Source organism: Stenotrophomonas sp. YJH_SMC_10 (genome assembly GCF_059371555.1).
Window position 1 is genome coordinate 115,635 of sequence record NZ_JCAFUS010000009.1, and the last position, 22,146, is coordinate 137,780.

At 67.4% G+C, this 22,146-nt stretch carries 20 protein-coding genes; 13 read left to right on the plus strand and 7 right to left on the minus strand.

Annotated elements, in window-relative coordinates; all coding sequences use genetic code 11:
* Window positions 1-36: 36 nt before the first annotated feature.
* Both AC5P9C_RS13050 and AC5P9C_RS13055 read left to right on the plus strand, forming a co-directional pair.
* Window positions 37-2,883 carry a TonB-dependent receptor gene (locus AC5P9C_RS13050; RefSeq protein WP_049466624.1) on the plus strand — a complete coding sequence of 949 codons (2,847 nt, stop codon included), beginning with the start codon at window positions 37-39 and terminating at the stop codon, window positions 2,881-2,883.
* Between the two features lie 170 nt (window positions 2,884-3,053).
* Entirely contained in the window at window positions 3,054-3,263 is a 210-nt protein-coding gene (locus AC5P9C_RS13055; RefSeq protein WP_049466627.1) for a hypothetical protein, read from the plus strand.
* 58 nt (window positions 3,264-3,321) lie between these two features.
* On the opposite strand, the gene AC5P9C_RS13060 is transcribed toward AC5P9C_RS13055, so the two are convergent.
* Window positions 3,322-4,443, minus strand: a complete 1,122-nt coding sequence (locus AC5P9C_RS13060) for an HDOD domain-containing protein (protein WP_057495195.1) — start codon at window positions 4,441-4,443, stop codon at window positions 3,322-3,324.
* Window positions 4,444-4,595: 152 nt separating this feature from the next.
* A complete protein-coding gene (ppa, locus tag AC5P9C_RS13065; protein WP_005410935.1) occupies window positions 4,596-5,132 on the minus strand; it encodes an inorganic diphosphatase in 537 nt (178 codons plus the stop codon).
* A gap of 185 nt (window positions 5,133-5,317) precedes the next feature.
* On the opposite strand from ppa, the gene AC5P9C_RS13070 reads away from it, so the two are divergent.
* The 4 genes from AC5P9C_RS13070 (at window position 5,318) to AC5P9C_RS13085 (ending at window position 10,515) form a co-directional block, all read left to right on the plus strand.
* Window positions 5,318-5,791, plus strand: coding sequence for a hypothetical protein (locus AC5P9C_RS13070; protein ID WP_182068465.1), 474 nt, complete (start codon window positions 5,318-5,320; stop codon window positions 5,789-5,791).
* A gap of 71 nt (window positions 5,792-5,862) precedes the next feature.
* Window positions 5,863-6,363 (plus strand): RNA polymerase sigma factor, encoded by a 501-nt coding sequence (locus AC5P9C_RS13075; protein WP_343543868.1) that lies wholly within the window; start codon window positions 5,863-5,865, stop codon window positions 6,361-6,363.
* A gap of 99 nt (window positions 6,364-6,462) precedes the next feature.
* Entirely contained in the window at window positions 6,463-7,395 is a 933-nt protein-coding gene (locus AC5P9C_RS13080) for a FecR domain-containing protein (protein WP_206632174.1), read from the plus strand.
* Window positions 7,396-7,596: 201 nt separating this feature from the next.
* The gene (locus AC5P9C_RS13085; protein WP_414615239.1) at window positions 7,597-10,515 is read left to right on the plus strand and encodes a TonB-dependent receptor; all 2,919 of its coding nucleotides are present in this window, start codon (window positions 7,597-7,599) and stop codon (window positions 10,513-10,515) included.
* Between the two features lie 78 nt (window positions 10,516-10,593).
* On the opposite strand, the gene AC5P9C_RS13090 is transcribed toward AC5P9C_RS13085, so the two are convergent.
* A complete protein-coding gene (locus tag AC5P9C_RS13090) occupies window positions 10,594-10,851 on the minus strand; it encodes a DUF2789 domain-containing protein (RefSeq protein ID WP_049466637.1) in 258 nt (85 codons plus the stop codon).
* A gap of 106 nt (window positions 10,852-10,957) precedes the next feature.
* Here AC5P9C_RS13090 and AC5P9C_RS13095 point away from each other — a divergent pair, with 106 nt between their 5' ends.
* Genes AC5P9C_RS13095 through AC5P9C_RS13105 form a run of 3 tightly spaced genes read left to right on the plus strand, consistent with a single transcriptional unit; the run spans window position 10,958 to window position 12,351 of the window.
* Entirely contained in the window at window positions 10,958-11,545 is a 588-nt protein-coding gene (locus AC5P9C_RS13095; RefSeq protein WP_343542243.1) for a biliverdin-producing heme oxygenase, read from the plus strand.
* A 31-nt stretch (window positions 11,546-11,576) separates the two neighbouring features.
* Window positions 11,577-12,044 carry a YbaN family protein gene (locus tag AC5P9C_RS13100; protein ID WP_057495212.1) on the plus strand — a complete coding sequence of 156 codons (468 nt, stop codon included), beginning with the start codon at window positions 11,577-11,579 and terminating at the stop codon, window positions 12,042-12,044.
* The gene (locus tag AC5P9C_RS13105; protein WP_244153013.1) at window positions 12,031-12,351 is read left to right on the plus strand and encodes a hypothetical protein; all 321 of its coding nucleotides are present in this window, start codon (window positions 12,031-12,033) and stop codon (window positions 12,349-12,351) included. The genes AC5P9C_RS13100 and AC5P9C_RS13105 overlap by 14 nt, the downstream gene beginning before the upstream one ends.
* Here AC5P9C_RS13105 and AC5P9C_RS13110 read toward each other — a convergent pair.
* Complete coding sequence (locus AC5P9C_RS13110) at window positions 12,314-14,341, minus strand: sodium-translocating pyrophosphatase (protein WP_088475968.1); 2,028 nt, start codon at window positions 14,339-14,341, stop codon at window positions 12,314-12,316. The two genes, AC5P9C_RS13105 and AC5P9C_RS13110, sit on opposite strands and share 38 nt — an antisense overlap.
* A 311-nt stretch (window positions 14,342-14,652) precedes the next feature.
* Between AC5P9C_RS13110 and AC5P9C_RS13115 the strand changes: the two genes are divergently transcribed.
* Window positions 14,653-15,156 (plus strand): hypothetical protein, encoded by a 504-nt coding sequence (locus AC5P9C_RS13115; protein ID WP_150827004.1) that lies wholly within the window; start codon window positions 14,653-14,655, stop codon window positions 15,154-15,156.
* Between the two features lie 91 nt (window positions 15,157-15,247).
* On the opposite strand, the gene AC5P9C_RS13120 is transcribed toward AC5P9C_RS13115, so the two are convergent.
* Window positions 15,248-15,637, minus strand: a complete 390-nt coding sequence (locus AC5P9C_RS13120) for a DUF488 domain-containing protein (RefSeq protein ID WP_074726438.1) — start codon at window positions 15,635-15,637, stop codon at window positions 15,248-15,250.
* Between the two features lie 114 nt (window positions 15,638-15,751).
* Window positions 15,752-17,008 carry a 6-phosphofructokinase gene (locus tag AC5P9C_RS13125; protein WP_057495204.1) on the minus strand — a complete coding sequence of 419 codons (1,257 nt, stop codon included), beginning with the start codon at window positions 17,006-17,008 and terminating at the stop codon, window positions 15,752-15,754.
* 136 nt (window positions 17,009-17,144) lie between these two features.
* Here AC5P9C_RS13125 and AC5P9C_RS13130 point away from each other — a divergent pair, with 136 nt between their 5' ends.
* The 3 genes from AC5P9C_RS13130 to AC5P9C_RS13140 all read left to right on the plus strand — a co-directional run bounded on the left by AC5P9C_RS13130 (window position 17,145) and on the right by AC5P9C_RS13140 (window position 19,975).
* On the plus strand, window positions 17,145-17,708 hold the full coding sequence (locus AC5P9C_RS13130; RefSeq protein ID WP_005419045.1) for an adenylate kinase: 564 nt from the start codon (window positions 17,145-17,147) through the stop codon (window positions 17,706-17,708).
* Window positions 17,709-18,035: 327 nt separating this feature from the next.
* Window positions 18,036-19,400 (plus strand): UDP-N-acetylmuramate:L-alanyl-gamma-D-glutamyl-meso-diaminopimelate ligase, encoded by a 1,365-nt coding sequence (mpl, locus tag AC5P9C_RS13135; RefSeq protein ID WP_414615238.1) that lies wholly within the window; start codon window positions 18,036-18,038, stop codon window positions 19,398-19,400.
* Complete coding sequence (locus AC5P9C_RS13140; protein WP_270954715.1) at window positions 19,397-19,975, plus strand: LON peptidase substrate-binding domain-containing protein; 579 nt, start codon at window positions 19,397-19,399, stop codon at window positions 19,973-19,975. Before mpl ends, AC5P9C_RS13140 begins: the two co-directional genes overlap by 4 nt.
* 122 nt (window positions 19,976-20,097) lie before the next feature.
* On the opposite strand, the gene AC5P9C_RS13145 is transcribed toward AC5P9C_RS13140, so the two are convergent.
* Entirely contained in the window at window positions 20,098-22,095 is a 1,998-nt protein-coding gene (locus tag AC5P9C_RS13145) for a bifunctional DedA family/phosphatase PAP2 family protein (RefSeq protein WP_343543372.1), read from the minus strand.
* Window positions 22,096-22,146: the final 51 nt, after the last annotated feature.

Here is a 22,146-nt window from a genome sequence, read left to right on the forward strand (position 1 = left end):
TTTAACACGCTGCTAACACGTACCTTGGAGAGATAGATGAACGTTCGTAATCCCGCAGTGCGGTTCGGCCTGCTGCCGGCCGGCATTGCGCTGGCGCTGGCGCCGGCCTTTGCTTCCGCCCAGGAAGCAAAGGGCACCACCGACCTGGACCGCATTTCGGTCACCGGCTCGCGCATCCGCGGCGCTTCGGTGGAGACCCAGCAGCCGATCCTGACGATGACCCGCGAATCCCTGGAAAAGCAGGGCTTCTCGAGCGTCGCCGACGTGCTGAACAACCTGACCTCGGCCGGCTCCCCGGCCATTTCGCGTTCGGAGTCGCTGGCTTCGGGCGAGAACGTGGGCGGCTACTACGTCGACATCCGCAATCTGGGCGCCCAGCGCACCCTGGTGCTGATGAACGGCAAGCGCCTGGGCGCAACCACCGCCGGTTACCAGGATCTGAGCCAGATCCCGATGTCGGCCGTTGAGCGCATCGAAATCCTGAAGGACGGCGCCTCGTCGATCTACGGTTCCGACGCCATCGCCGGCGTGGTCAACGTGATCACCCGCAAGAACTTCGACGGCGGCGAAGCCAACGTCTACGTCGGCCAGTACGGCAAGGGCGACGGCGACACCGAAACCTATTCGATGACCCTCGGTGCCCGCGGCGAGCGCGGCAGCCTGACCCTGTCGGCCGAGTACTCGAAGCAGGACCCGGTGTGGGCCAAGGACCGCTGGTACAGCCGTGACGGCTCGCTGGGTCCGAACTCGACCTCGGCCACCTGGAGCCCGATCAGCCAGAACGGCAGCTGGTGCAACCCGACCCAGGTCAACTGCGGCGACTCCAAGCAGGCTGTCTGGAAGACCCTGAACGCCGGCGGCAACCCGAAGAACCCGAATGACTACCACGTCATCACGGCAGACGAATTCGCCAACTCCAACGAGCAGATGACCCTGCTGACCGGTGTGAAGCGCAAGTCGGTCTACATCAACGGTACCTACGACTTCACCGATTCGATCAGCCTGAACACCGACGTGCTCTACAACGAGCGCCAGACGTTCCAGCAGATCGCCGGCTATCCGTTCCAGTCCAACTCCTTCGGCACCCCGCTGGAAGGTTCGAGCGCCTTCAACCCGGTCGGCCAGGACGTCAGCTTCCGTCGTCGCCTGTGGGAAGTGCCGCGTACCACTGACAGCCAGCTGAAGACCCTGCGCTTCGCTCCGACCCTGACCGGCTTCTTCGAGCTGGGCGGCAAGACCTTCGACTGGGATGTCGGCGCGCTGTGGAACCGCAACGAGTCGATCAAGAGCAACCGCGGCGACATGAGCCTGATCGCTGCAGGCCAGGCGCTGGGCCCGTCGTTCATCGACGCCGGCGGCATTGCCCGCTGCGGCACCTCGGCCAAGCCGATCCTGGGCGACTGCCGCCCGTGGAACCCGCTGCTGCCGTACGGTGTTGATGGCCAGGGTTCGCTGGCGAACCAGGAACTGCAGGACTTCCTGTTCCCGACCTTCACCACCCGCGGCGTCACCAAGACCACCAGCTTCACCGCCAACCTGTCGGGCGCCATCGTGACCCTGCCGGCCGGCGACCTGGGCTTCGCCCTGGGTGTCGAGCACCGCAAGGAAGAAGGCAACTACGTGCCGGACGCCTTCGCGCAGTCGGGCCAGTCCACCGGCCTGGGCCAGAAGCCGACCCGCGGCCAGTACGATCTGAACGAGGTCTACCTCGAGCTGAACGTGCCGCTGCTGGCCGACATGGCCTTCGCCAAGGAACTGACCCTGAACGTTGCCAGCCGTTACTCGGACTACAGCAACTTCGGCGGCACCACCAACAGCAAGTTCGGCCTGACCTGGCGTCCGCTGGATGAGCTGCTGGTCCGCGGCACCTACGCCGAGGGCTTCCGCGCTCCGACCATCAGCGACCTGTACGGTGGCCTGAGCTCGAGCTTCGAGTCGTACATCGATCCGTGCGGCGTGAAGGCCCCGGGCAGCGTTGCCGGCAATGCCGCATGCACCGCCGCCGGCGCTCCGGCCAACTACGTGCAGCTGGGCCAGGGCAACCTGCCGTGCTCGACCCTGCCGTGCCAGTCGGGTGACCAGTTCGTCTCGGGTGCCAACCCGAACCTGAAGCCGGAAACCTCCAAGAGCACCACCTTCGGCCTGGTGTGGAGCCCGCGTTGGGTGCAGGGCCTGGACGTCTCGCTGGATTGGTACAAGTACGAAATCAGCGACATGATCATCGCTGACAGCGTCGACCGCATCCTGCGTGACTGCTACGTGCTGGGCAACGCCGAGCGCTGCTCGAGCGTGACCCGTGCGGCTGACGGCCACGTCAGTGCGATCACCTACGGCACCGCCAACCTCGGCAAGATGAAGACCGAAGGTTACGACCTGGGCATCAAGTACCGCCTGCCGGAACTGGCCATCGGTCAGTTCAGCATCGACTGGCAGACCAGCTACACCGCCAAGTACGACGAGCAGGGCCAGAACAGCGCGGGTGACAACATCATGATCGGCCGCGTCGGCGAGCCGGGCCTGTTCCGCGTGCGTTCGAACCTGGGCGTCAACTGGCAGTACGGCGATTTCGGTGTGAACTACACCGCGCGCTACTACTCCGGCATGAAGGAAAGCTGCATCTCGCTGGCTGATGGCTGGTGCGATGCGCCGAACCACATGGCCAACGGCGAGACCGATCCGCTGCGTCACACCGGTTCCAACACCTTCCACGACCTGCAGGTCAGCTGGAAGGCACCGTGGGATGCGACGATCGCCCTGGGCGCGAACAACGTGTTCGACCACAAGGGTCCGCTGCAGTACTCGGCTCCGAACTCGGCGTTCGCCTACTACGGCGGCTTCGACGTGGGTCGCTTCCTGTACATGAAGTACACCCAGCGCTTCTGATCCATCGAAGTGCGGTAGCAACAGAAGGAGGGCGGACCGAACGGTCCGCCCTCTTTTTTTGTAGGGTTTTTCCGGAAACTGTTGGAAGGTGAGCGCAGTCACGGTCCCGTCGTGTCGTAATCAACACAGTCAGGAGGTCCAATACCGGACGCTTGCATGTGGAGAGGGATATGAAGCACACGTTGCTGCGCCAGGCATCAGCGGCTGTACTGATCTATGCGACGCTGGTGGGCGCGGTGTTCGCGCAGGGCCTCGGGGTCTGCGGTGGCGGGCTCTACTGCGAAGAGTTCCGCCAGCAATGCCTGGCCAGTGGCAAGTCACCGGTCATCTGCGAGTCGCAGTACCGTCGTTGCGTGCAGGACGCCTGCGGTACTCGCTGACATGGCAAGGGCGCACCGCGTGGGTGCGCCCCTTGTCACTGGGCCATCGGCAACGCGCTCAGGCGTCGCTGGGTGCCAGCCCCATCAGCGCATTGGCGTGCTCGCGCCACTGCGGCAGCTTGTTGAGCACGCCTGCACGCTGCAGGTAGTCCTCGTCCACCGGGTCGCCATTGACCAGCGCCAGCGCCACATGCACCGCCCCGGTCACCCAGAAGCTGCGGGTGTTGGCACGCTGCGGCTGCAGGTGGAAGGCCACCGCTTCGATGATCGGCATCGGCAGGCCCCACAGGCCCAGCAGGTAGGCACCGGCCTCGGCATGGCCGGGGCGCGCATCGCCGGCCAGCGAAGGTTCGCTGCGTTCGTTGCGTACGCCCGGCAGCAGCAGGCCGATGTCGGCCAGAAGTGCGGCGGTCGCACCCAGTTCGGCACTGGACTCGGGCAGCAGGCGCGCGGCCAGCCGCGAGGCAAGCAGTGCCCGCTGCTGCAGCGAATTGCGCTCGGCAGGCGACAGCGTCGGTGCCGAGAAGACTTCGCTGGCCAGCACCAGGTCACGCAGCGTCGCCAGGCCCAGCCGGGTCACCGCGGTCCGCAGGTCGGCGATGGTGCGGCCCTGGCTGAAGAACGCCGAGTTCGACAGCTGCAGCACCTTGGCTGCGATCGCAGGATCGGCGGCCACCAGCTTGGCCACGTCGGCGCTGTCGGTGTCGTCGTCATGCTCCAGCGCCTGGGTCAGGCTCAGGTACAGGTGTGGCGGCGAAGGCAGTTTCTCGATGCGGCCGATGGCATCGCGCAGGCGCGGGCTGTCCAGCACTTCGCGCAGCTCTTCCAGGCTGGTCAGCGCTTCCAGCAGCACTTCCGGCGCCAGCGGCAGCGGCAGGAAACGATGGGCGACACCGATCAGGCGCGCCGGCGGTGGCCGGTTGCCGTGCTGGGCATCAACCAGCGCGATGCGGATGGTTTCCGGGCGCAAGGTGCGGATCTGGCCCAGCAACGTGGTGGCATTGAGATCGGGCAACTGCGGGCAGACGATCACCGCATCGACGCCCTGCGTGGCCACCGCGTTCATCGCGGCCTGGCCATCGGTGGCGGTCAACGGCTGCCAGTCTTCCCCAAGATCGGCAATGAATTCGGTCAGCTCGGCCGGCAGGCTGGCTGCATCCCCAACAAGCAGAATACGCACGACACATTCCCCTGGCTGTCTCGACGATGGATGTCGATGACGTGTGAAGTGACGCAATTTACCTAATACGGCACCAAGAGTGATGTGCCGTCGTCATGAAACGTGACCCGCATCGCTCCGGCGGACTGCCGCCGGAGCGATCCGGTTCAGGCTCAGGCCTTGCTGTCGAGATGGCGCTGGTGCGCCTCGATCAGGATCTGCTTGGCCTCGGCGGCGCCGCCCCAACCGTCGAGCTTGACCCACTTGCCCTTTTCCAGGTCCTTGTAGTGCTCGAAGAAGTGGCCGATGCGCTCCAGCCAGTGGCTGGACACCTGGGCAATGTCTTCGACGTGGGCGTAGCCGCTGAAGATCTTCGAGACCGGCACGGCCAGGATCTTCTCGTCGCTGCCGGCCTCATCGCTCATCTTCAGCACGCCGACCGGGCGGCAGCGCACGACCGAGCCCGGCACCAGCGGCAGCGGCAGCACCACCAGCACGTCGGCCGGATCGCCGTCGCCACACAGGGTGCTCGGCACGTAGCCGTAGTTGCACGGGTAGCGCATCGGGGTGGACAGGATGCGGTCGACGAAGATCGCGCCGGTTTCCTTGTCCACTTCGTACTTCACCGGCTCCGAGTCCTTCGGAATCTCGATGATGACGTTGATTTCTTCCGGCGGGTTCTTGCCGGGCGAGACGAGTTCCAGACCCATGGTGTGCTCCAGGTGGGGGATGTAGACGGATAGCTGGCCATTTTATGCCTTTGCCGGGCGCTGTGCAGCGGGGAAGGGGCTGACGGCGGTGCGCGGCAGGTGCCCACCTGGCGGGCCGGGGTTGGCTGATGGGGCCTGCCGGTGCGGCAGGGCAGGCTGTACGCACCTTCCCGAGGAGTCTTCATATGAGAATGTCCGCACTGCCGCTCTGCCTGTCCTGCGCGCTGCTTGTTGCGCCCGCGGCCCAGGCCGACCCCTACGTGGATCTGATCGACTATCCGCAGCAGGAAGCCAACTGGGACCGCTTCTTTGCATTGGAGGGCAGGCTGCAGCAGGGTTTCGACAGCATCTGCGGGGACACCTTCTGCGAAGGGGAATACAGCGATATTCACCCCCTGCGACTGCGCTGCTCGGTGGATGCCGCGCGGGGAACGGTCCATGAGTGCCTGTGGGCATTTGCCGCCAGCGATCTGGCGGTGTCCGCGAACGATGGCGCGATCGAGGCCCGGCAACCGACCTGGTTGTGCCGCCTGCCGCTGGTGGCGGGTACCCCGGTGGAGTCCTTCCATGCCGCGCTGGCCGCGCGTGATCCCTTGCATGACCCGCTGCCGGGCAGCTCGCAGAGCGTCTATGACGCGCTGACCGAGTGCATCCATTGATGTAAACGTGACGTATTCGCATTTAAAGAGTAGCATGCGCGGCGCTCCCGTCTGTCGTCCTGGCCTCGCGCATGTCTTCCAATGCTGCTTCCCTCACCGAACTGCTGATCCGCGAGCGACCCGCGCTGTTGCGTCGTGTGCAACGGATACTGGGGGGCGACAACGGCGCCGAAGACGTGATCCAGGCGGTGTGGTTCAAGGCGCGTGGGGTCGATGACAGCCAGGCCATCGACAACCCGCGCGCCTATCTGTATCGGTTGGCCGCCAACCTGGCCACCGACCACGGCCGCGAGTCGACCCGGCGCAACCGCCTGCTGGCCGATCATTACCTGTGGGGGCCGGACGAGGTGATCTCGACCGAAGAACAGGCCATGGCACAGGATGAACTGCAGCGCGTGCTCGACGCGGCCGGCCATCTGCCCGAGCCGACCCGCACCATCTTCCGGCTCAACCGCCTGCAGGGCCAGACCCAGGCGGACATCGCACGCCGCCTCGGGGTATCGGTGACCACCGTGGAAAACCATGTACGCGGCGCGCTGCAACGCCTGGCCTGGGCACGCAGCGGCCGATGATCACGCCGGCTTGGGGTTGGCGCGCGCACAGACGTCTTGATCATTGACCGTGGATGCGGTCCAGTTCCCCCGCGCTTGAATGCGCCTGTCAGCCAGCCGATGCGCCCGCCGAACATGCCGCCTGCCGCCGATGACAATGCCCTGGCCGAACAGGCCCGGGGCTGGATCGCGTGGCTGGCCTCGGGCGACATCAGCGATGTGCGCATGCAGGCGTTTGAACGCTGGCTGCAGCAGCCGGGACACCGCCGGGTCTTCGAATACGAGCGTGCGCTGTGGCGCAGTGTCGGGCCGCGCGCACCGGCCGCGGGCCCGGGCCGTCGGCGCCCGCGACGATTGCGCTGGGCCATGGCTGCGGCGGCGATGCTGGCGATGCTGGTGGCCTGGCCCGAGGCCTGGCTGCGCCTGCAGTCCGATCATCGCAGCACGTATCAGGTACGGAGCGTGCTGCTGCCCGACGGCAGCCATGCGGTGCTGGATGCCGACAGTGCGATTGCGGTGCACTTTGATGCGAACGCCCGCGAGGTCGAGCTGCTGCGCGGGCGCGCCTGGTTCGAGGTCGGCCCGGATCCGCAGCGGCGTTTCCGCGTGCGCGCCGGCAATGGCCTGGTCGAGGACATCTCCACCGCGTTCACCGTCGCGCGTGGCGACCACGGGGTGGAAACCCAGGTCGGGCAGGGCAGGGTGCGCGTGGCCAGCCCGGTCGACGGCGGCTGGACCTACCTGCAGCAGGGGCAACGTGCGGTCTACGCTGAGCACGGCGGCGTCATGCGGCTGGCCGACGTGACCACCGACAGCGTCGGCGCCTGGCGCCGGGGCGAGCTGCTGCTGGAACAGGCCAACGTGGCCGATGCCGTGCAGTGGGTGGGGCGCTATCGCACGGGCCCGACCTTCGTGCGCGGTGATCTGTCACGACTGCCTGCAGTCAGTGCCGCATTGCGCATCGATCGTCCGGAACAGGCGCTGGATGCGCTGGCCGCGACGGCTGGATTGCAGGTCACACGCCTGCCACTGGGCGTCGCCATCGTGCAGTAGATCCACGCCCTGCGTGGATGATCGTCCCAGTGTGCCGGTCAACGGTCGGCACCTGCCGCGGCCGCACATCGCTCTTGGGGCTGTCGCGCGCCCAGCCGTCTTACCCCGCGAACGTACACGCCGCCGCCACGTACGTCGCCGTGTCCGCCCGTGCTGCGGATGACGCCGCGTTCGCGGCACCGATTACCTGACAGGTTTCCCATGTACAACTTCCACCGCTCGGGCCGCGTGCTGCGCCCGTCCCGCCTATGCATCGCGCTGCTCGCCGCCGGCCTGGCCACTGCTGCGCCGGCCGCCTTGGCCCAGAGTGCCGGCAGTGACCACGCTGTCGTGCAGCGCTTCGACATTCCCGCGCAACCACTGGATGAGGCGCTGCGCAGCTACATGCGCCAGTCCGGCGTGCAGGTGGTCTACCCCGCTGCGCTGGCACGTGGCGTAACCTCCCGCGCGGTCAGTGGCAGCCTTTCGGCGCACCAGGCGTTGCAACAGCTGCTGCAGGGCAGCGGCCTGGCGGTGCGCCGGGTCGGCGCAGAGGCCGTCACCCTGCAAGCGACGACGCTGGCGCAGGCGGACAGTGAAGTGATCGTCACCGACACACTGAGCGTGGCCGGCGACCGGGTCGACAGCGGCGCGAGCAGTGATGAAGCACGCCTGCTCGACAGCTACCGCAGCGTGGGCTCCACCACCACGCTCAGCCGCGCGCATCTGGAGCGTTTCCGTGGTACCTCCAATGGCGACATCATCAAGGGCGTGGCCGGTGTCACCGCCGGTGATCCGCGCGTGGGCAACGGCTTCGACGTCAACATCCGCGGCATCCAGGGCCAGGGCCGTGTGCCGGTGATCATCGATGGCGGTCAGTCCAGCATGGACACCTACCGCGGCTATGCGGGCCAGTCGCAGCGCACCTACCTCGACCCGGACCTGATCTCCAGCCTGACCATCAGCAAGGGCCCGAGCCTGCAGGCCAACGCCTCCGGTGGCATCGGCGGCGTGGTCGAGATGGAGACGTTGAAGATCGGCGACGTGCTGCGCGAGGGCCGCGACGTCGGCGTGCGCGTGCGCGGTGGCCTGGCCAATGGCAGCGCCAACAACCTGCCGTCCTACAGTGCGGCGCCACGCACCGATCGCAGCGCCACCGGCAGCCAGTTCTTCAACGTGGCCGCCGCCGGTCATTGGGACCGCTTCGATCTGGTCGCTGCCTACGCTTACCGCGACAACGGCAACTACTTCTCGGGCCGGCATGGCTACGACGATTTCCCGCAGACCCGCCGCACCCTGGCGCCGTTGAATCCGCCGCGTACCGAGGTGTTCAACACCTCCTCGCGCTCGAAGTCGGCGCTGCTCAAGGGCACCTGGCGCATCGACGACGCGCAGACGCTGGAGGCCGGTTACCGCCGTTATGAAGGCACCGCCGGCGAGATCATGGCCTCGCAGATCATCCGGGTGGATCGTGACCGCATTCCGCAGTGGGATCCGGGCCACGTCGACATGGACAGCTACAGCCTGCGCTACCGCTTCAACCCGGACAGTGAGCGGGTCGACCTCCGCATCAATGCCGCCTACACCGATACCGACAGCGTGATGTACAACAGCCTGACCGGCATCACGCCGTGGTACTTCGATCGCCGCACCGAGTGGTACGACGCGCCCAGCTTCAGTGGCGATCCCGGCTACAAGGATGCCTACCGGAACCCGCTGCGGCAGAAGCGCTTCAACCTGGATGCCAGCAACACCTCGACGTTCGACACCCACGCCGGTGCGTTCACGCTGGACTACGGCCTGTCCTACAGCGACGAAGACATCGCGCCGGGCAGCTCGGGCCCGATCAAGCACGACGACCTGGTCAACAACCGCTTCCTGCGCAACGCCGAGCGCAAGGAATACAGCGCCGTGGCCTCGCTGAAGTGGCAGCCCGATGAACATTGGGAACTGCTGGCCGGCGGCCGCTGGAACCGCGTGGAGGTGCACGACCGCAACCGCTTGGCCACGCCCGAGGCCTACGCGGTGCAGGGCCAGTACCGCTACACCGAGCTGCTCAACGGCAACCCGGCACTGCCGTCGTGGCGCGCCAAGCGCATCGCGCTGCTGAACTGGTATCCGGATGCCAGCGGCAACTTCACCCAGGCCTCGCTGCTGGCCTCGCCGTACAAGAAGGGCACGGTGGCCGACATCGCCGGCTGGAACTTCTACGACGCCGGCAAGGCGCAGGACCTGGAGGTGCCGGTCAGCTGGAGCTGGTCGCAGCCGATCCGCCGCCGCGACTCCGCGTTCTCGCCCACCGCCAGCGTGGCCTACCGCTTCAGCGAAGACACCCTGGTCTACGTGAAGTACGCCGAAGGCACCAAGCTGCCGAGCCTGTTCGAGACCACGCTGGGCCTGTTCACCGCCGCCAAACCGGTGGGTGAGCTCAAGCCGGAGCGTGCGCGCAGCTGGGAAATCGGCGCCAGCACCCTCCGCTACGACCTGTTCACTGCCGGCGACCGCCTGGCGCTGAAGCTGGCGTATTTCGATACCCGCATCGACGACCTGATCACCCGCGATTACCGCACGCTGTCGGCCGGCCTGATCCGCAACGTGGACCAGTTCAAGGTCTCGGGCATGGAGTTCCAGTCCAGCTATGACAGCGGGAAGGTGTTTGCCGACCTGTCCGCGCATTATTACTTCAAGGCCAAGACCTGCGCGCCAGACATCGCCGCCGAGCGCCGGGCCTATGGCGCACAGCGCAGGAACGATGAGCTGGCCCACACGCCCGACTGCGTGGACGGCGGCTTCGAGGGGTCGTACACCAACACCCAGAACCCGCCGCGCTACATGGTCAACCTGACCCTGGGCTCGCGCCTGTTCGACGAGCGCCTGACCTTCGGCACCCGCGTGGTCCACAACGCCGGCCCGATCAGCGCGCTGGACAAGGACTGGAACGTGGGCCTGTCGGCGATCCAGCAGCTGTACCGGCCAACCACGCTGGTGGATCTGTTCGCCAGCTGGCGCTTCAACGACCAGCTGTCGGTCGACGCCGGCGTGGACAACCTGACCGACCGCTACTACCTGGATCCGCTGGCGTTGGGCGTGATGCCGGCCCCGGGCCGCACTGCGCGGCTGGCGCTGACCTGGAAGTACTGACCGATCGTGGACGAGCGATGGGGTCGGATCCCTTTCCTGCGGAAAGGGCTCTGACCCCAACAGCGCGGGATACCCCGCTTACAGCCCCGTCGCCGCCTTCACGGCGTCCTCGTGCAGCGACTCGTTCAGCTCGTCCACCACGGTGGTCCATGCCGCATCAGCCTGCAGCGACTCGGACAGGAACTGGCGCTGGGCGTCGGTCCAGTAGGGCGCCTCGACCACGTCCACGTCGGTGGCCAGCTGGTGCTCGCGGATGAAGCGGGCGATGCCCTCGGCGCTGGCGTCCAGGCCCAGTTGGAGGAACAGGTTGGTCATGCGCGGTTCGGTGGTGATCATCAGCGGTGTCCTGCAGCAAGAAGGGATGGTCCATTATCGGTATCCACCGCCTTGGGGAAAGCCCCGTGGCAAACGTCTACAGCACGACGACTCCCTGGCATTCCCCATGAACGCATACCTCGCTCCCGAAGACGGCCGCAGCCTACGGCTCAAGGCCGCCACCCGCGACAGTCACGCTGCCCTGGACAAGCGCATCATGGCCGGCGACATCTTCGCCGACCGCAGCAACTTCGCCCGTTTCCTGCGCGTGCAGTACCGCTTCCACCGCAGCATTGATGCGCTGTACGCCAACCCTGCGCTGGACGCGCTGCTGCCCGGCCTGGGCGAGCGCCGCCGCCTGGCCCAGGTTGCCCGCGATCTGCAGGACCTGGAGCAGGCGCTCCCGGGCGCAGACATCGCCGCACTGCCCTCGGATCTGGCGCTGCCGGCAGCCCTCGGCTGGCTGTACGTGGCCGAAGGCTCCAACCTGGGCGGCACCGTGCTGTACAAGATGGCTGCCAGGCTCGGGCTGGATCGTGATTTCGGCGCCCGCCACCTGGCCGCGCATCCGGATGGCGCCGCGCGCCACTGGCGCGAGTTCACCGCTGCGCTGGACGCGGTTGCGCTGAGCGCCGAGCAGGAACAGCAGGTGATCGACGCCGCCGATGCCGCGTTCCGCAGCGTGCACGGCCATGTCGAAGCGGAATTCGACTGATGTGCCACGTCTGCGCACGGAGACCGCGCTGATGCGCTGGCTCTGGTTCGCGCTGGGCTGGGTGATGGTCGGCCTCGGGGTGATCGGCGCGTTGCTGCCGGTGATGCCCACCACCATCTTCCTGATCCTGGCCGTAGGTTGCTTCGCGCGCAGCTCGCCGAAGTTCGAGCAGCGCCTGCTCGCACATCCGCGCTATGGCCCGTCGCTGCGGCTGTGGCGCGAGCAGGGCGCGGTGTCGCGCAAGGGCAAGGCGTTCGCCAGTGCAGGGATGGCGCTGGGCTTTGTGCTGTTCTGCTGGGGCGCGCAGCCGTCATGGCGCCTGCTGCTGGGCGTGGGCCTGTTCTTTGCGGCCAGCGCTGGCTACGTGCTCAGCCGGCCAGCACCGCGTCTGGAGTCCCCTCCGGTCGTGGAAGTGGACGATGCCACGGACCCGCGCGCGGCCCGGCACCGCGCCGCGCCCCCGGGCGATGAGGGAACCCGGAACGATGCTGCCTGCTGACCTGGCCCCCGACGTAGTGGTGAAGTCGGTGATGATCGCGCTGGCCCTGGCCTCGCTGGCGACCTGGGCCGTGCTGCTGGCCAAGGGCTGCGAACTGGCCCGCGCCGAGCCTGCCCGGCGAGCGCGCCGCATCTTCATGGTGGCCGCACCGCTGGCCCGTGCCGGTTTCGTTCTTCCTGCGTGGCCGCTGACCGCCGTCGGGGTCGGATCCCTTTCCGCAGGAAAGGGCTCTGACCCCGTCAAGCCTGCCATCCACGCATCGCGTGGACCTACAACAACGGCACCAGCAGCAGCGCCACGATGTTGATGATCTTGATCAGCGGATTGATCGCCGGCCCGGCGGTGTCCTTGTACGGGTCACCGACGGTATCGCCGGTCACCGCAGCCTTGTGCGCTTCGCTGCCCTTGCCGCCGAAGTGGCCGTCCTCGATGTACTTCTTGGCGTTGTCCCAGGCGCCGCCGCCGGTGGTCATCGAAATGGCCACGAACAGGCCGGTCACGATCGTGCCGATCAGCAGGCCGCCCAGCGCGCGGGGCCCCAGCAGCAGGCCGACCACCACCGGCACCGCCACCGGCAGCAATGACGGCACGATCATTTCGCGGATCGCCGACCGGGTCAGCATGTCCACCGCCTTGTCGTACTGCGGCTTGCCGGTGCCCTGCATGATGCCGGGGATCTCGCGGAACTGGCGGCGCACTTCTTCCACCACTGCGCCCGCCGCGCGGCCGACCGCTTCCATCGCCATCGCACCGAACAGGTACGGAATCAGGCCGCCGATCAGCAGGCCGATGATCACCGTGTGGTCGCTGAGGTCGAAGCGGAATTCCTGTCCGGGATGCGCGGCCTGCAGGTTGTGCGTGTAGTCGGCGAACAGCACGAGCGCGGCCAGTGCCGCCGAGCCGATCGCATAGCCCTTGGTCACCGCCTTGGTGGTGTTGCCCACCGCATCCAGCGGATCGGTGATGTCGCGGATCTCGGAAGGCAGCTCGGCCATTTCAGCGATGCCGCCGGCGTTGTCGGTGATCGGACCGTAGGCGTCGAGGGCGACGATCATGCCGGCCATCGACAGCATCGCGGTGGCGGCGATGGCGATGCCGTACAGGCCCCCCAGCGCGAACGCGCCCCAGATTGCCGCACACACCGCCACCACCGGCAGCGCGGTGGACTTCATCGAGATGCCGAGGCCGGCGATGATGTTGGTGCCGTGGCCGGTGGTCGAGGCCTGTGCCACGTGCTGCACCGGCTTGTACTGGGTGCCGGTGTAGTACTCGGTGATCCACACGATCAGGCCGGTCAGGAGCAGCCCGATCAGCGCGCAGCCGTACAGCGCCATCGGCCCATGTACGTTGTCCGACATCAGGCCGGTGGTGATCGGGTAGAAGGCGATCGCGGCCAGCACGCCGGAGACGATCACGCCCTTGTACAGCGCGCCCATGATCGAGCCGCCCGGCTTCACCTTGACGAACAGCGCGCCAATGATCGACGCGATGATCGACACGCCGCCCAGCACCAGTGGGTAGAGCACCGCATTGGCGCCTGCCTCGGCCAGCATCAGGCTGCCCAGCAGCATCGTTGCGATGACGGTGACCGCATAGGTTTCGAACAGGTCGGCGGCCATGCCGGCGCAGTCGCCGACGTTGTCACCGACGTTGTCGGCGATCACCGCCGGGTTGCGCGGGTCGTCCTCGGGAATGCCGGCTTCAACCTTGCCGACCAGATCGGCGCCGACGTCGGCGCCCTTGGTGAAGATGCCACCCCCCAGCCGCGCGAAGATCGAGATCAGCGAGGAACCGAAGGCCAGGCCGACCAGCGCATGCAGCGCCTGCTCCATCGGCAGGCCCAGGCGCAGCAGCAACGCGTAGTAGCCGGCCACGCCCAGCAGGCCCAGCCCGACCACCAGCATGCCGGTGATCGCGCCACCGCGGAAGGCGACGTCCATCGCCGCGCTGATGCCATGGCGTGCAGCTTCGGCAGTGCGCACGTTGGCGCGTACCGACACGTTCATGCCGATGTAGCCGGCCGCGCCGGACAGCACTGCGCCCACCGCAAAACCAATCGCGGTGTACCAGCTGAGGAAGATGCCGACCAGCACGAACAGCACCACGCCGGCGATGCCGATGGTCAGGTACTGGCGGTTGAGGTAGGCGCGCGCGCCCTCCTGGATCGCGGTGGCGATCGCGATCATGCGCTCATTGCCGGTGGGTTGGCGCAGGATCCAGCGCGCCGAGACGATTCCGAACAGGATCGCGAGAATGGCGCAGCCCAGCGCCAATGACAGCCCGTGACGTTCCAGCATTAGACCCCTCCGCAGAATGGATGTAGGCATCCAGTGGCGATGAACGGCACCACGAGGGGGACGACGGGCTGCAGCCTGGAACCAACCCGTACCGACCTTGGCGGTCGTCCGACGTATGGCGGTGTTCAGCATTCCCTGGTGCCCGCAGTATGCGTGCCGCCACTTGTAGAGTCGAGCCATGCTCGACTGGCGCTCTACGAGCGCGCGGGCCCTGCCGCCGGGCCATGGGCACGATCCGAGAGCCATCCGGCCTTTGCGCCCCGTTAAGCCAGTCTCTGCAAGCCTGCGCACAGTCCCGTAGGAGATCCCACATGCGCCTGTCCCTGTTGATGCTTGCCGCCCTGGTCCCGGCCGTGCCGGCATTCGCTGCGGAAACCCCGGAACTGCAGCGTGCCGTTGGCGCGCCCCAGGCGGTGGGTGCGGTGCATACGTTGCGCCAGATCCCCGAGGCCTGCGCGCGGCTGGAAGGTGCGTTCACCGGCGACGCCGCCGCGCCGTACCGCTTCTCCGCCGTGCGTACCAGCGAACAGTGCCAGCCACGCGCGCGCTTCGTCGATTACATCAAGGCGCAGCCAAGTGCGGACAAGGGCTGGAAACTCAACGATGTGATCCGCGTGCCGAACGCGGCGTGCCCGGCCCAGCAGGCCGTGGTGCGGGTGTGGCGCCTTCCGTCGAGCAACAAGGTCGAGCTGGACGGCCAGGGCCAGTCGCGCATCTACCTGGAGGAGGCGAAGAAGCAGGCCGCGGCCGGGCAGATTCCGCAGGTGACGATGTTCGCCGCGCAGTTGCAGATGGAAGGCAAGGCCTGCAATTGAGGCCGTCCAGCAGCGCGAATCCACGCAGGGCGTGGATCTACTGGATGGGAGACCTGGGTAGTGCCGGCCGCTGGCCGGCATCCCGCCATCTTCACTCCGCCAGCGTCGCCCCACGCGCCACCAGCAGCTCGCGCAACGCCCTGCGATGGCAGTGCGCTTCGTCTTCGCAGTAGCAGCCCACGCTGAGGTCGCTGTGCCGCGACATCGCGGCCAGCAGGTCCAGCGCGTGGGCCGCATCCGGGGCCTTCATCTCAGTCGTGTAGCGGCGGAAGAAGGCCGTCCAGTCGGCCACCGACTTGGCCTCGTGCGCCTGCTTCACCAGCGCCGCGCTGGGTGACAGGGTCGGGAACCAGACGTCGTACCAGTCCTGTCGTGCGAACTCGCTGCGTGGCACGCCCCGCGGCGGCCGCCTGACGGTGCCGATGCGCAGCCCCTCGCCGGGGTGGCGCGGCGTACCCAGTCGAACAACACGCAGTGCCATGGCATCTCTCCAAAAAGGGGACGGAGGGGATTAAGTCGTATCCGGCCCGTTGCTGACGCCGAGGGGCACGGAGGGGCCTATGCGACTTAATCCCCTCCGTCCCCTTTTTAGTGATCAGCCCTCGAAGGCCGGCAGCTTCTGCTTCACCGCCACATTCTTCAGGGTGACGTACTTGGGCAGGCCATCGGTGCCATACGGCAGCGGTGCTTCGCCCTTGATCAGCGGTGACAGGTAGGCGCGCGCCTTGGCCGTGATGCCGAAGCCATCGCGGCGGATGAAACCGGCCGGCATCTTCTTCTCGTGGTTGGCGATCTTCGACAACGGCGCGGCTTCGATCTTCCAGCGATACGGTGCATCGCTGCTGCGCACGATCACCGGCATCACGCCGTTCTGGCCCTTCAGTGCCAGCTGCACCGCGGCCTTGCCCACCGCCTGCGCCTGCTCCCAGTCGGTCCTGCTGGCCAGGTGGCGGGCCGAGCGCTGCAGGTAGTCGGGCAGTGCCCAGTGCACCTTCAGGCCCAGCTGATCCTTGACCCGGCCAGCCAGGTGCGCGGCCACGCCGCCCAGCTGCGCATGCCCAAACGAGTCCTTGCCACCGCCGGCATCGGCAACGAAGCGGCCATCGGCGGTGGCAATGCCCTCCGAGGCCACCACCACGCAATAGCCGACGCGCTCGACCACCGCCTTGACCCTGGCCAGGAACGCGGCCTCGTCGTAGGCGCGTTCGGGCAGCAGGATGATGTGCGGTGCTTCGTCATCACCGTTGCCGGCCAGGCCGGCGGCGGCGGCCAGCCAGCCGGCATGTCGGCCCATCGCCTCGTAGATGAAGACACGGGTCGAGGTCTCGGCCATCGCCGCGACGTCCAGCGCCGCTTCGCGCACCGAGACGGCGGTGTACTTGGCGGCGGAGCCGAAGCCAGGGCAGGTGTCGGTCACCGCCAGATCGTTGTCGATGGTCTTGGGCACGCCGATGCAGGTCAGGTCGTAGCCGGAGGCCTTGGCCAGCTGCGAGACCTTCAGCGCGGTATCGGCCGAGTCGTTGCCACCGTTGTAGAGGAACCAGCGCACGTCATGCGCGCGCAGCACCTCCAGCAGGCGGTCATAGCGGGCGCGGTCGGCGTCCAGCGACTTCAGCTTGACCCGGCACGAACCGAAGGCCCCGCCCGGGGTATGGGCGAGCGCACGGATCGCGGCGGCGCTCTCCTTGCTGGTGTCGATCAGCTCCTCGCGCAGCGCGCCGAGGATGCCGTTGCGGGCGGCCAGGACCTTGATGCCCTTGGCCCGGGCCTGCTCGATCACCGCCGCTGCCGTGGCATTGATGACGGCGGTGACACCGCCGGACTGGGCATAAAGGAGGGTACCGTTGCGCATGCTTCTACCTGTTGGGGGGAAGGGACATTGCAGGGACATTACCCGGATGCGGTAAAGTGGCGCTATTGCGGTGCAGCGATACCGGACCGTCCGGGACGCGAACCTTCTTTGTTTTCAACACGTTGGAGTCAGGTCAATGCGATTGGTTCTGTTGGGACCGCCCGGTTCGGGCAAGGGGACACAGGCGACGCGCCTGAAGGAAAAGCTGGGGATCGCCCACATTTCGACCGGTGACATGCTGCGCGCGGAAATCGCCGCCGGCACCGAGCTGGGCAAGCAGGCCAAGACGGTGATGGATGCCGGTAACCTGGTGTCGGACGACATCCTGCTGGGCATGCTGGAGTCGCGCCTGACCCAGGCCGATGTCGCCAAGGGCTTCATCCTCGATGGTTATCCGCGCAACGTGGCCCAGGCCAATGCGATGGACGGCCTGCTGGCCAAGATCGGCCAGCCGCTGGACGCGGTGGTGCAGCTGGATGTGCCCACCGAGCTGCTGGTGGACCGCATTGCCGGTCGTGCCAAGGAGCAGGGCCGCGCCGATGACAACCCGGAAGCAGTGCGCCAGCGCCTGCAGGTCTACAACGACCAGACCGCCCCGGTGGTCGACTTCTACGCCGGCCGTGGCACCCTGGCCCGCGTCGATGGCGTCGGCGAGCTGGACGAGATCGAAGCCCGCATCCTGGCGGCGATCAAGGCCTGATCCGGCAGGGCCGCGTGCTGCTGGCCCTGCGGGCGCAAAAAACACAGGCCTGGTCCGCGAGGATCAGGCCTGTGTCGTTTGATAGGCGCCAGCGAAGGGCTTGCTCAGGGCCCCGCAGCATGAGCTCCCTTGGGGATGGCCTCTTGGGGAGTAGGACCGGTTCGGGTACTGCGGCTGGCAGTTCGAATTGTGTCCGGGTTCACAGAACATCGCTATCGGGAATTCCCTGACAGCTGATTGGAGTTTTCTCACATCCCGTGTAGGGGTTGTCTTACTCGATAGCGGACATTGGCCCTATACAGCCGTCATCGGTCACAATCCTCGGTCATGAGCAGCGTACATATCCTTGCAATCGCCGGCACCTTCATGGGCGGCGTGGCCGCCCTGGCGCGTGAACTCGGGCATGCCGTCAGCGGCAGCGACCAGGCCATCTATCCGCCGATGTCGACCCAGCTCGAACAGTTGGGCATCACCCTGGACCAGGGCTACCGCGCCGACAGCGTGCCGGCCGGCACCGACGAGGTGGTGATCGGCAATGCGCTGTCGCGCGGCAATGCGGCCGTCGAAGCCGTGCTCGATGCCAGCCTGCGCTACATCTCCGGCGCGCAGTGGCTGTCCGAGCAGGTGTTGCCGGGCCGCGACACCCTGGCCGTGGCCGGCACCCATGGCAAGACCACCACCACCACCATCCTCACCTGGCTGCTGGAAAGCGCCGGGCGCTCGCCGGGCTTCCTGATCGGGGGCGTCGCCGAGGATTTCGGCGTCTCCGCGCGGCTGGGCCAGGGACGCGAGTTCGTGGTCGAAGCCGATGAGTACGACACGGCCTTCTTCGACAAGCGCAGCAAGTTCGTGCACTACCGGCCGCTGGTGGCCATCCTCAACAATCTTGAATACGACCACGCCGACATCTTCCCGGACGTGGCGGCGATCCAGCGCCAGTTCCACCACCTGGTGCGTACCGTACCCGCACGTGGGCGGCTGATCGTCAATGGCGAGGATCAGCACCTGGCCGAAGTGCTCGCGATGGGCTGCTGGACCCCGGTCGAGCGGTTTGGTTTCGATCCGTCGCTGGAGTGGCATGCCGAGCTGCTGGCCGCCGATGGCAGCGCGTTCCGCGTGCACCATCGTGGGCAGGCGCTGGGCGACGTGCAGTGGTCGCTGCTGGGCCGCCACAACGTGCTCAACGGATTGGCTGCGCTGGCCGCCGCGCATGCAGTGGGCGTGGCGCCGGCCGAGGTGATCCCGGCGCTGGCGCGCTTCCGCAGCGTCAAGCGCCGCATGGAAGTGATCGGCAGCCATGACGGCATCACCGTCTACGACGATTTCGCCCATCACCCGACCGCAATCGCCACCACCCTGGAAGGTCTGCGTGCCAAGGTGGGCGATGCGCGCATCGTGGTCGCGATGGAACCGCGCAGCAACTCGATGCGGCTGGGCGCGCACGCGCAGGCACTGGCCCCATCGCTGGCGCTGGCCGATGAAGTGGTGTTCCTGCATCGTCCGGAACTGGCCTGGGATGCAGCGGCGGTGATTGCCGCAGTGCGTGGCGAAGCGCACGCGGTGCCTGATACCGACGCATTGCTGGCACAGCTGCAGGCCAGCGCGCGCAGTGGCGACCACGTGGTGTTCATGTCCAACGGTGGCTTCGACGGCGCGCCGCGCCGCTTCCTCGCCGCGCTGCAGGCCCGATGAGCGGCGATGGCTCGCTGCCGCTGTTCCCGCTGCACACCACGCTGGTGCCGGGTGCAGCGGTGGGCCTGCGTGTGTTCGAGCGCCGCTATCTGGACCTGGTCCGCGACAGCGGCCGCAGCGGTGAGGGATTTGGTGTCTGCCTGATCCTCGACGGCCAGGAAGTGGGCGTTCCGGCGACGCCGGCCGCCTTTGGCGTGCAGGTGCGCATCGAAGACTTCGATGTCGGCGCCGACGGCGTGCTGCAGCTGCGCCTGCGCGGCACCCGTCGCTTCCATGTCGAGCGTACCCGCGTGCGCGACAACGGCCTGGTGGTGGCCGACGTGCGTTGGTGCGACGAGGACCCCGACGACGAACTGCGGCCGCAGCACGCGCTGCTGGCCACGGTGCTGGGGCACATCATCGAACAGGCTGGCGAGGCCTATGCGCCGTCCAACCCGGCGTTGCTGGACCAGGCGAGCTGGGTCGGCTGGCGGTTGGCCGAGCTGTTGCCGCTGAGCGAGCAGCAGCGCCTGCAGCTGCTGCAGATGGACGACCCGCACCAGCGATTGCAGCAGTTGCTGGGCTGGATGCCGTAGCAGCCATCCACGCATGGCGCGGATCTACTGTAGCGCCGAGCCCATGCTCGGCGTGTTGGATCGTGCGAAGCGCAGCCGGGCATGGGCCCGGCGCTACAGCGGGTGATCGCGCACCGGCCCCGTCAGGGCGTGGGGGTCTTCAACCGCAGCACCGGCAACCCGGTTTCGCTGTGCACATCCTCGCGCTGCGGCAGCTCCTGCACGGCCTCCTTCACCGCATTCAAGGCCGGGTCGACGCCGCGCAGCGGGTGCCACATGCCGATCCATTCGAAGTGGCGCTCGTAGCGCAGGGTCTGCGCACTGCCCAGCCATAGCGGCGTATTGCCCGGTTGCAACTGCGCAGGGGCCGGCCACAGGCGCAGTACGTAGCGCTCATCGCGGTGTGTACCCGGGCGCACCATCAGCAGCGCCTCCACGCGCGTGTCCAGCGTGGCGGGCAGCACCGGCAGCGCATCGGCGCCGGTGTTCTTGTCCAGCATCAGCAGCGCTTCCTGCCAGCCGGCCTGTTCCTGCCGCTTCCAGCCGCGTGCTTCCAGCTGCGCCTGCAGCGGGGCCAACGGGCCGGCCACCTGCACGTCCAGCGGCCAGCGCTGGTCGTCGTCGAACTCGTTGCGGCGCGCCGGCAGTGTCGCCCAGTCGTGCTGCCACCAGGCCTGCATGTCCATCGCCTGCGCGGCCGGCAGGGTCGGCTCGAAGCGTTCCAGCTTCACCGGGATGTTGCGCGGCGCGTACCACATCGCCGCCACGGCGAAGACACCGTAGAACAGCCACGCCACCGGCTTCACCCAGAACGAGCGGTTGAAGCGGCGGCGGTAGGCGATGCCCAGCACCAGCAGCCAGAACGTGCCGAACAGCATGCCGCCGATCACATCGCTCAGCCAATGCGCGCCCAGGTACAGGCGCGAGAAGCCGATGAGGCTGACCACGATGCCCGACACCAGGTACGGCCAGACGCGGGTGCGGCCGGGCATCTCGCGGGCGATCAGCACTGCGAAGAAGCCGAAGGTGATGGTGGCCATCGTCACCGACACCGACGGGAAGCCGAAGCCGCTGCTGGCGTCGACCGGGCGCACCACATCGACGGTGGCACCGAGCAGCATGGTCAATGCGAGGCCGAAGGCAAGCGCGGCCAGCCAGTGCGCGGCCGCCATCCAGCGCCGGCGCCAGATCAGGTAGCCCATCGCCGCCGCAGTGGCCGGCAGCAGTACCTGCCAGGCGCCCAGCGAGGCCAGCGCGGCCATCGGGTAATCGGCCAGCGGGTTGCGCAGGGCCAGCATGGCCTGGTGCACCAGCAGGTCGATCGCCAGCGGTTCCCCGTGCGCGACCACCACGGTCAGCAGCGCGAACCAGCCCCAGCCCAGCACCAGCAGCATCAGTGCCAGCATCGCCAGCGGCACCGACTCGCGCCGCTTCGGGTCCAGCACACCGACGGTGTAGCGGCCCAGCGTCGGGTGCCGGTTGGACCAGTCCAGCAGCCGCGCCAGCCAGTTGTCCATGCGCGCGGCCGACCAGCGGTAGCCGTACAGCACGATGGCCCAGACCAGGCCTAGGATCACCGCCAGCAGGCCGACCACCACCACCAGTCGCCCGGCCACTGCGGCTACCGCGTCGTAGGCCTCGCCGAGCACCCAGCCCGGCGCCAGGAACAACACCGCCCACGAAATGCTGGCGATGCCACTGGCCTGCACGTAGCGGCTGGCCGGCATTTTCATCATGCCCGCGATGGCCGGCACGAACGGCCGGATCGCGCCCACGTAGCGTGCCACCAGGATGCTCTTGAAGGCATTGCGGCGGAACAGGTTTTCGCCGCGGTCGAGCAGCTGCGGGTAACGGCTGAAGGGCCACACGCCACGCAGGCGGTCACCCCAGCGGCGCCCGATCCAGTAACTGATGCCATCACCGGCGAATGCGCCCAGTGCGGCGGCGGCCACCGCGTACGGCCCGGAGATCTGGCCCAGGCCGATGAACACGCCCACCGCGAACAGCAGCGGCAGGGCCGGTACGATGGCACCGAGAATGATCACCGCGTCGCAGAAGGCGATGAGGAAGATAACGGCACCCGCCAGCACGGGGTGAGCGGCAATCCACACGAGCGTGGCGTCGATCCATGAAGAGTCCATTGCCCGATTATAGGGGCGTGAAGGTGACTGGTTCCCAGCCGCTTGGTGACC

Coding starts and splice junctions, on each gene's coding strand:
- AC5P9C_RS13050 (WP_049466624.1), top strand. CDS start 37: ATGAACGTTCGTAATCCCGCAGTGCGGTTCGGCCTGCTGCCGGCCGGC.
- AC5P9C_RS13055 (WP_049466627.1), top strand. CDS start 3,054: ATGAAGCACACGTTGCTGCGCCAGGCATCAGCGGCTGTACTGATCTAT.
- ppa (WP_005410935.1), bottom strand. CDS start 5,132: ATGGGTCTGGAACTCGTCTCGCCCGGCAAGAACCCGCCGGAAGAAATC.
- AC5P9C_RS13070 (WP_182068465.1), top strand. CDS start 5,318: ATGAGAATGTCCGCACTGCCGCTCTGCCTGTCCTGCGCGCTGCTTGTT.
- AC5P9C_RS13075 (WP_343543868.1), top strand. CDS start 5,863: ATGTCTTCCAATGCTGCTTCCCTCACCGAACTGCTGATCCGCGAGCGA.
- AC5P9C_RS13080 (WP_206632174.1), top strand. CDS start 6,463: ATGCGCCCGCCGAACATGCCGCCTGCCGCCGATGACAATGCCCTGGCC.
- AC5P9C_RS13085 (WP_414615239.1), top strand. CDS start 7,597: ATGTACAACTTCCACCGCTCGGGCCGCGTGCTGCGCCCGTCCCGCCTA.
- AC5P9C_RS13090 (WP_049466637.1), bottom strand. CDS start 10,851: ATGATCACCACCGAACCGCGCATGACCAACCTGTTCCTCCAACTGGGC.
- AC5P9C_RS13095 (WP_343542243.1), top strand. CDS start 10,958: ATGAACGCATACCTCGCTCCCGAAGACGGCCGCAGCCTACGGCTCAAG.
- AC5P9C_RS13100 (WP_057495212.1), top strand. CDS start 11,577: ATGCGCTGGCTCTGGTTCGCGCTGGGCTGGGTGATGGTCGGCCTCGGG.
- AC5P9C_RS13105 (WP_244153013.1), top strand. CDS start 12,031: ATGCTGCCTGCTGACCTGGCCCCCGACGTAGTGGTGAAGTCGGTGATG.
- AC5P9C_RS13110 (WP_088475968.1), bottom strand. CDS start 14,341: ATGCTGGAACGTCACGGGCTGTCATTGGCGCTGGGCTGCGCCATTCTC.
- AC5P9C_RS13115 (WP_150827004.1), top strand. CDS start 14,653: ATGCGCCTGTCCCTGTTGATGCTTGCCGCCCTGGTCCCGGCCGTGCCG.
- AC5P9C_RS13120 (WP_074726438.1), bottom strand. CDS start 15,637: ATGGCACTGCGTGTTGTTCGACTGGGTACGCCGCGCCACCCCGGCGAG.
- AC5P9C_RS13125 (WP_057495204.1), bottom strand. CDS start 17,008: ATGCGCAACGGTACCCTCCTTTATGCCCAGTCCGGCGGTGTCACCGCC.
- AC5P9C_RS13130 (WP_005419045.1), top strand. CDS start 17,145: ATGCGATTGGTTCTGTTGGGACCGCCCGGTTCGGGCAAGGGGACACAG.
- mpl (WP_414615238.1), top strand. CDS start 18,036: ATGAGCAGCGTACATATCCTTGCAATCGCCGGCACCTTCATGGGCGGC.
- AC5P9C_RS13140 (WP_270954715.1), top strand. CDS start 19,397: ATGAGCGGCGATGGCTCGCTGCCGCTGTTCCCGCTGCACACCACGCTG.
- AC5P9C_RS13145 (WP_343543372.1), bottom strand. CDS start 22,095: ATGGACTCTTCATGGATCGACGCCACGCTCGTGTGGATTGCCGCTCAC.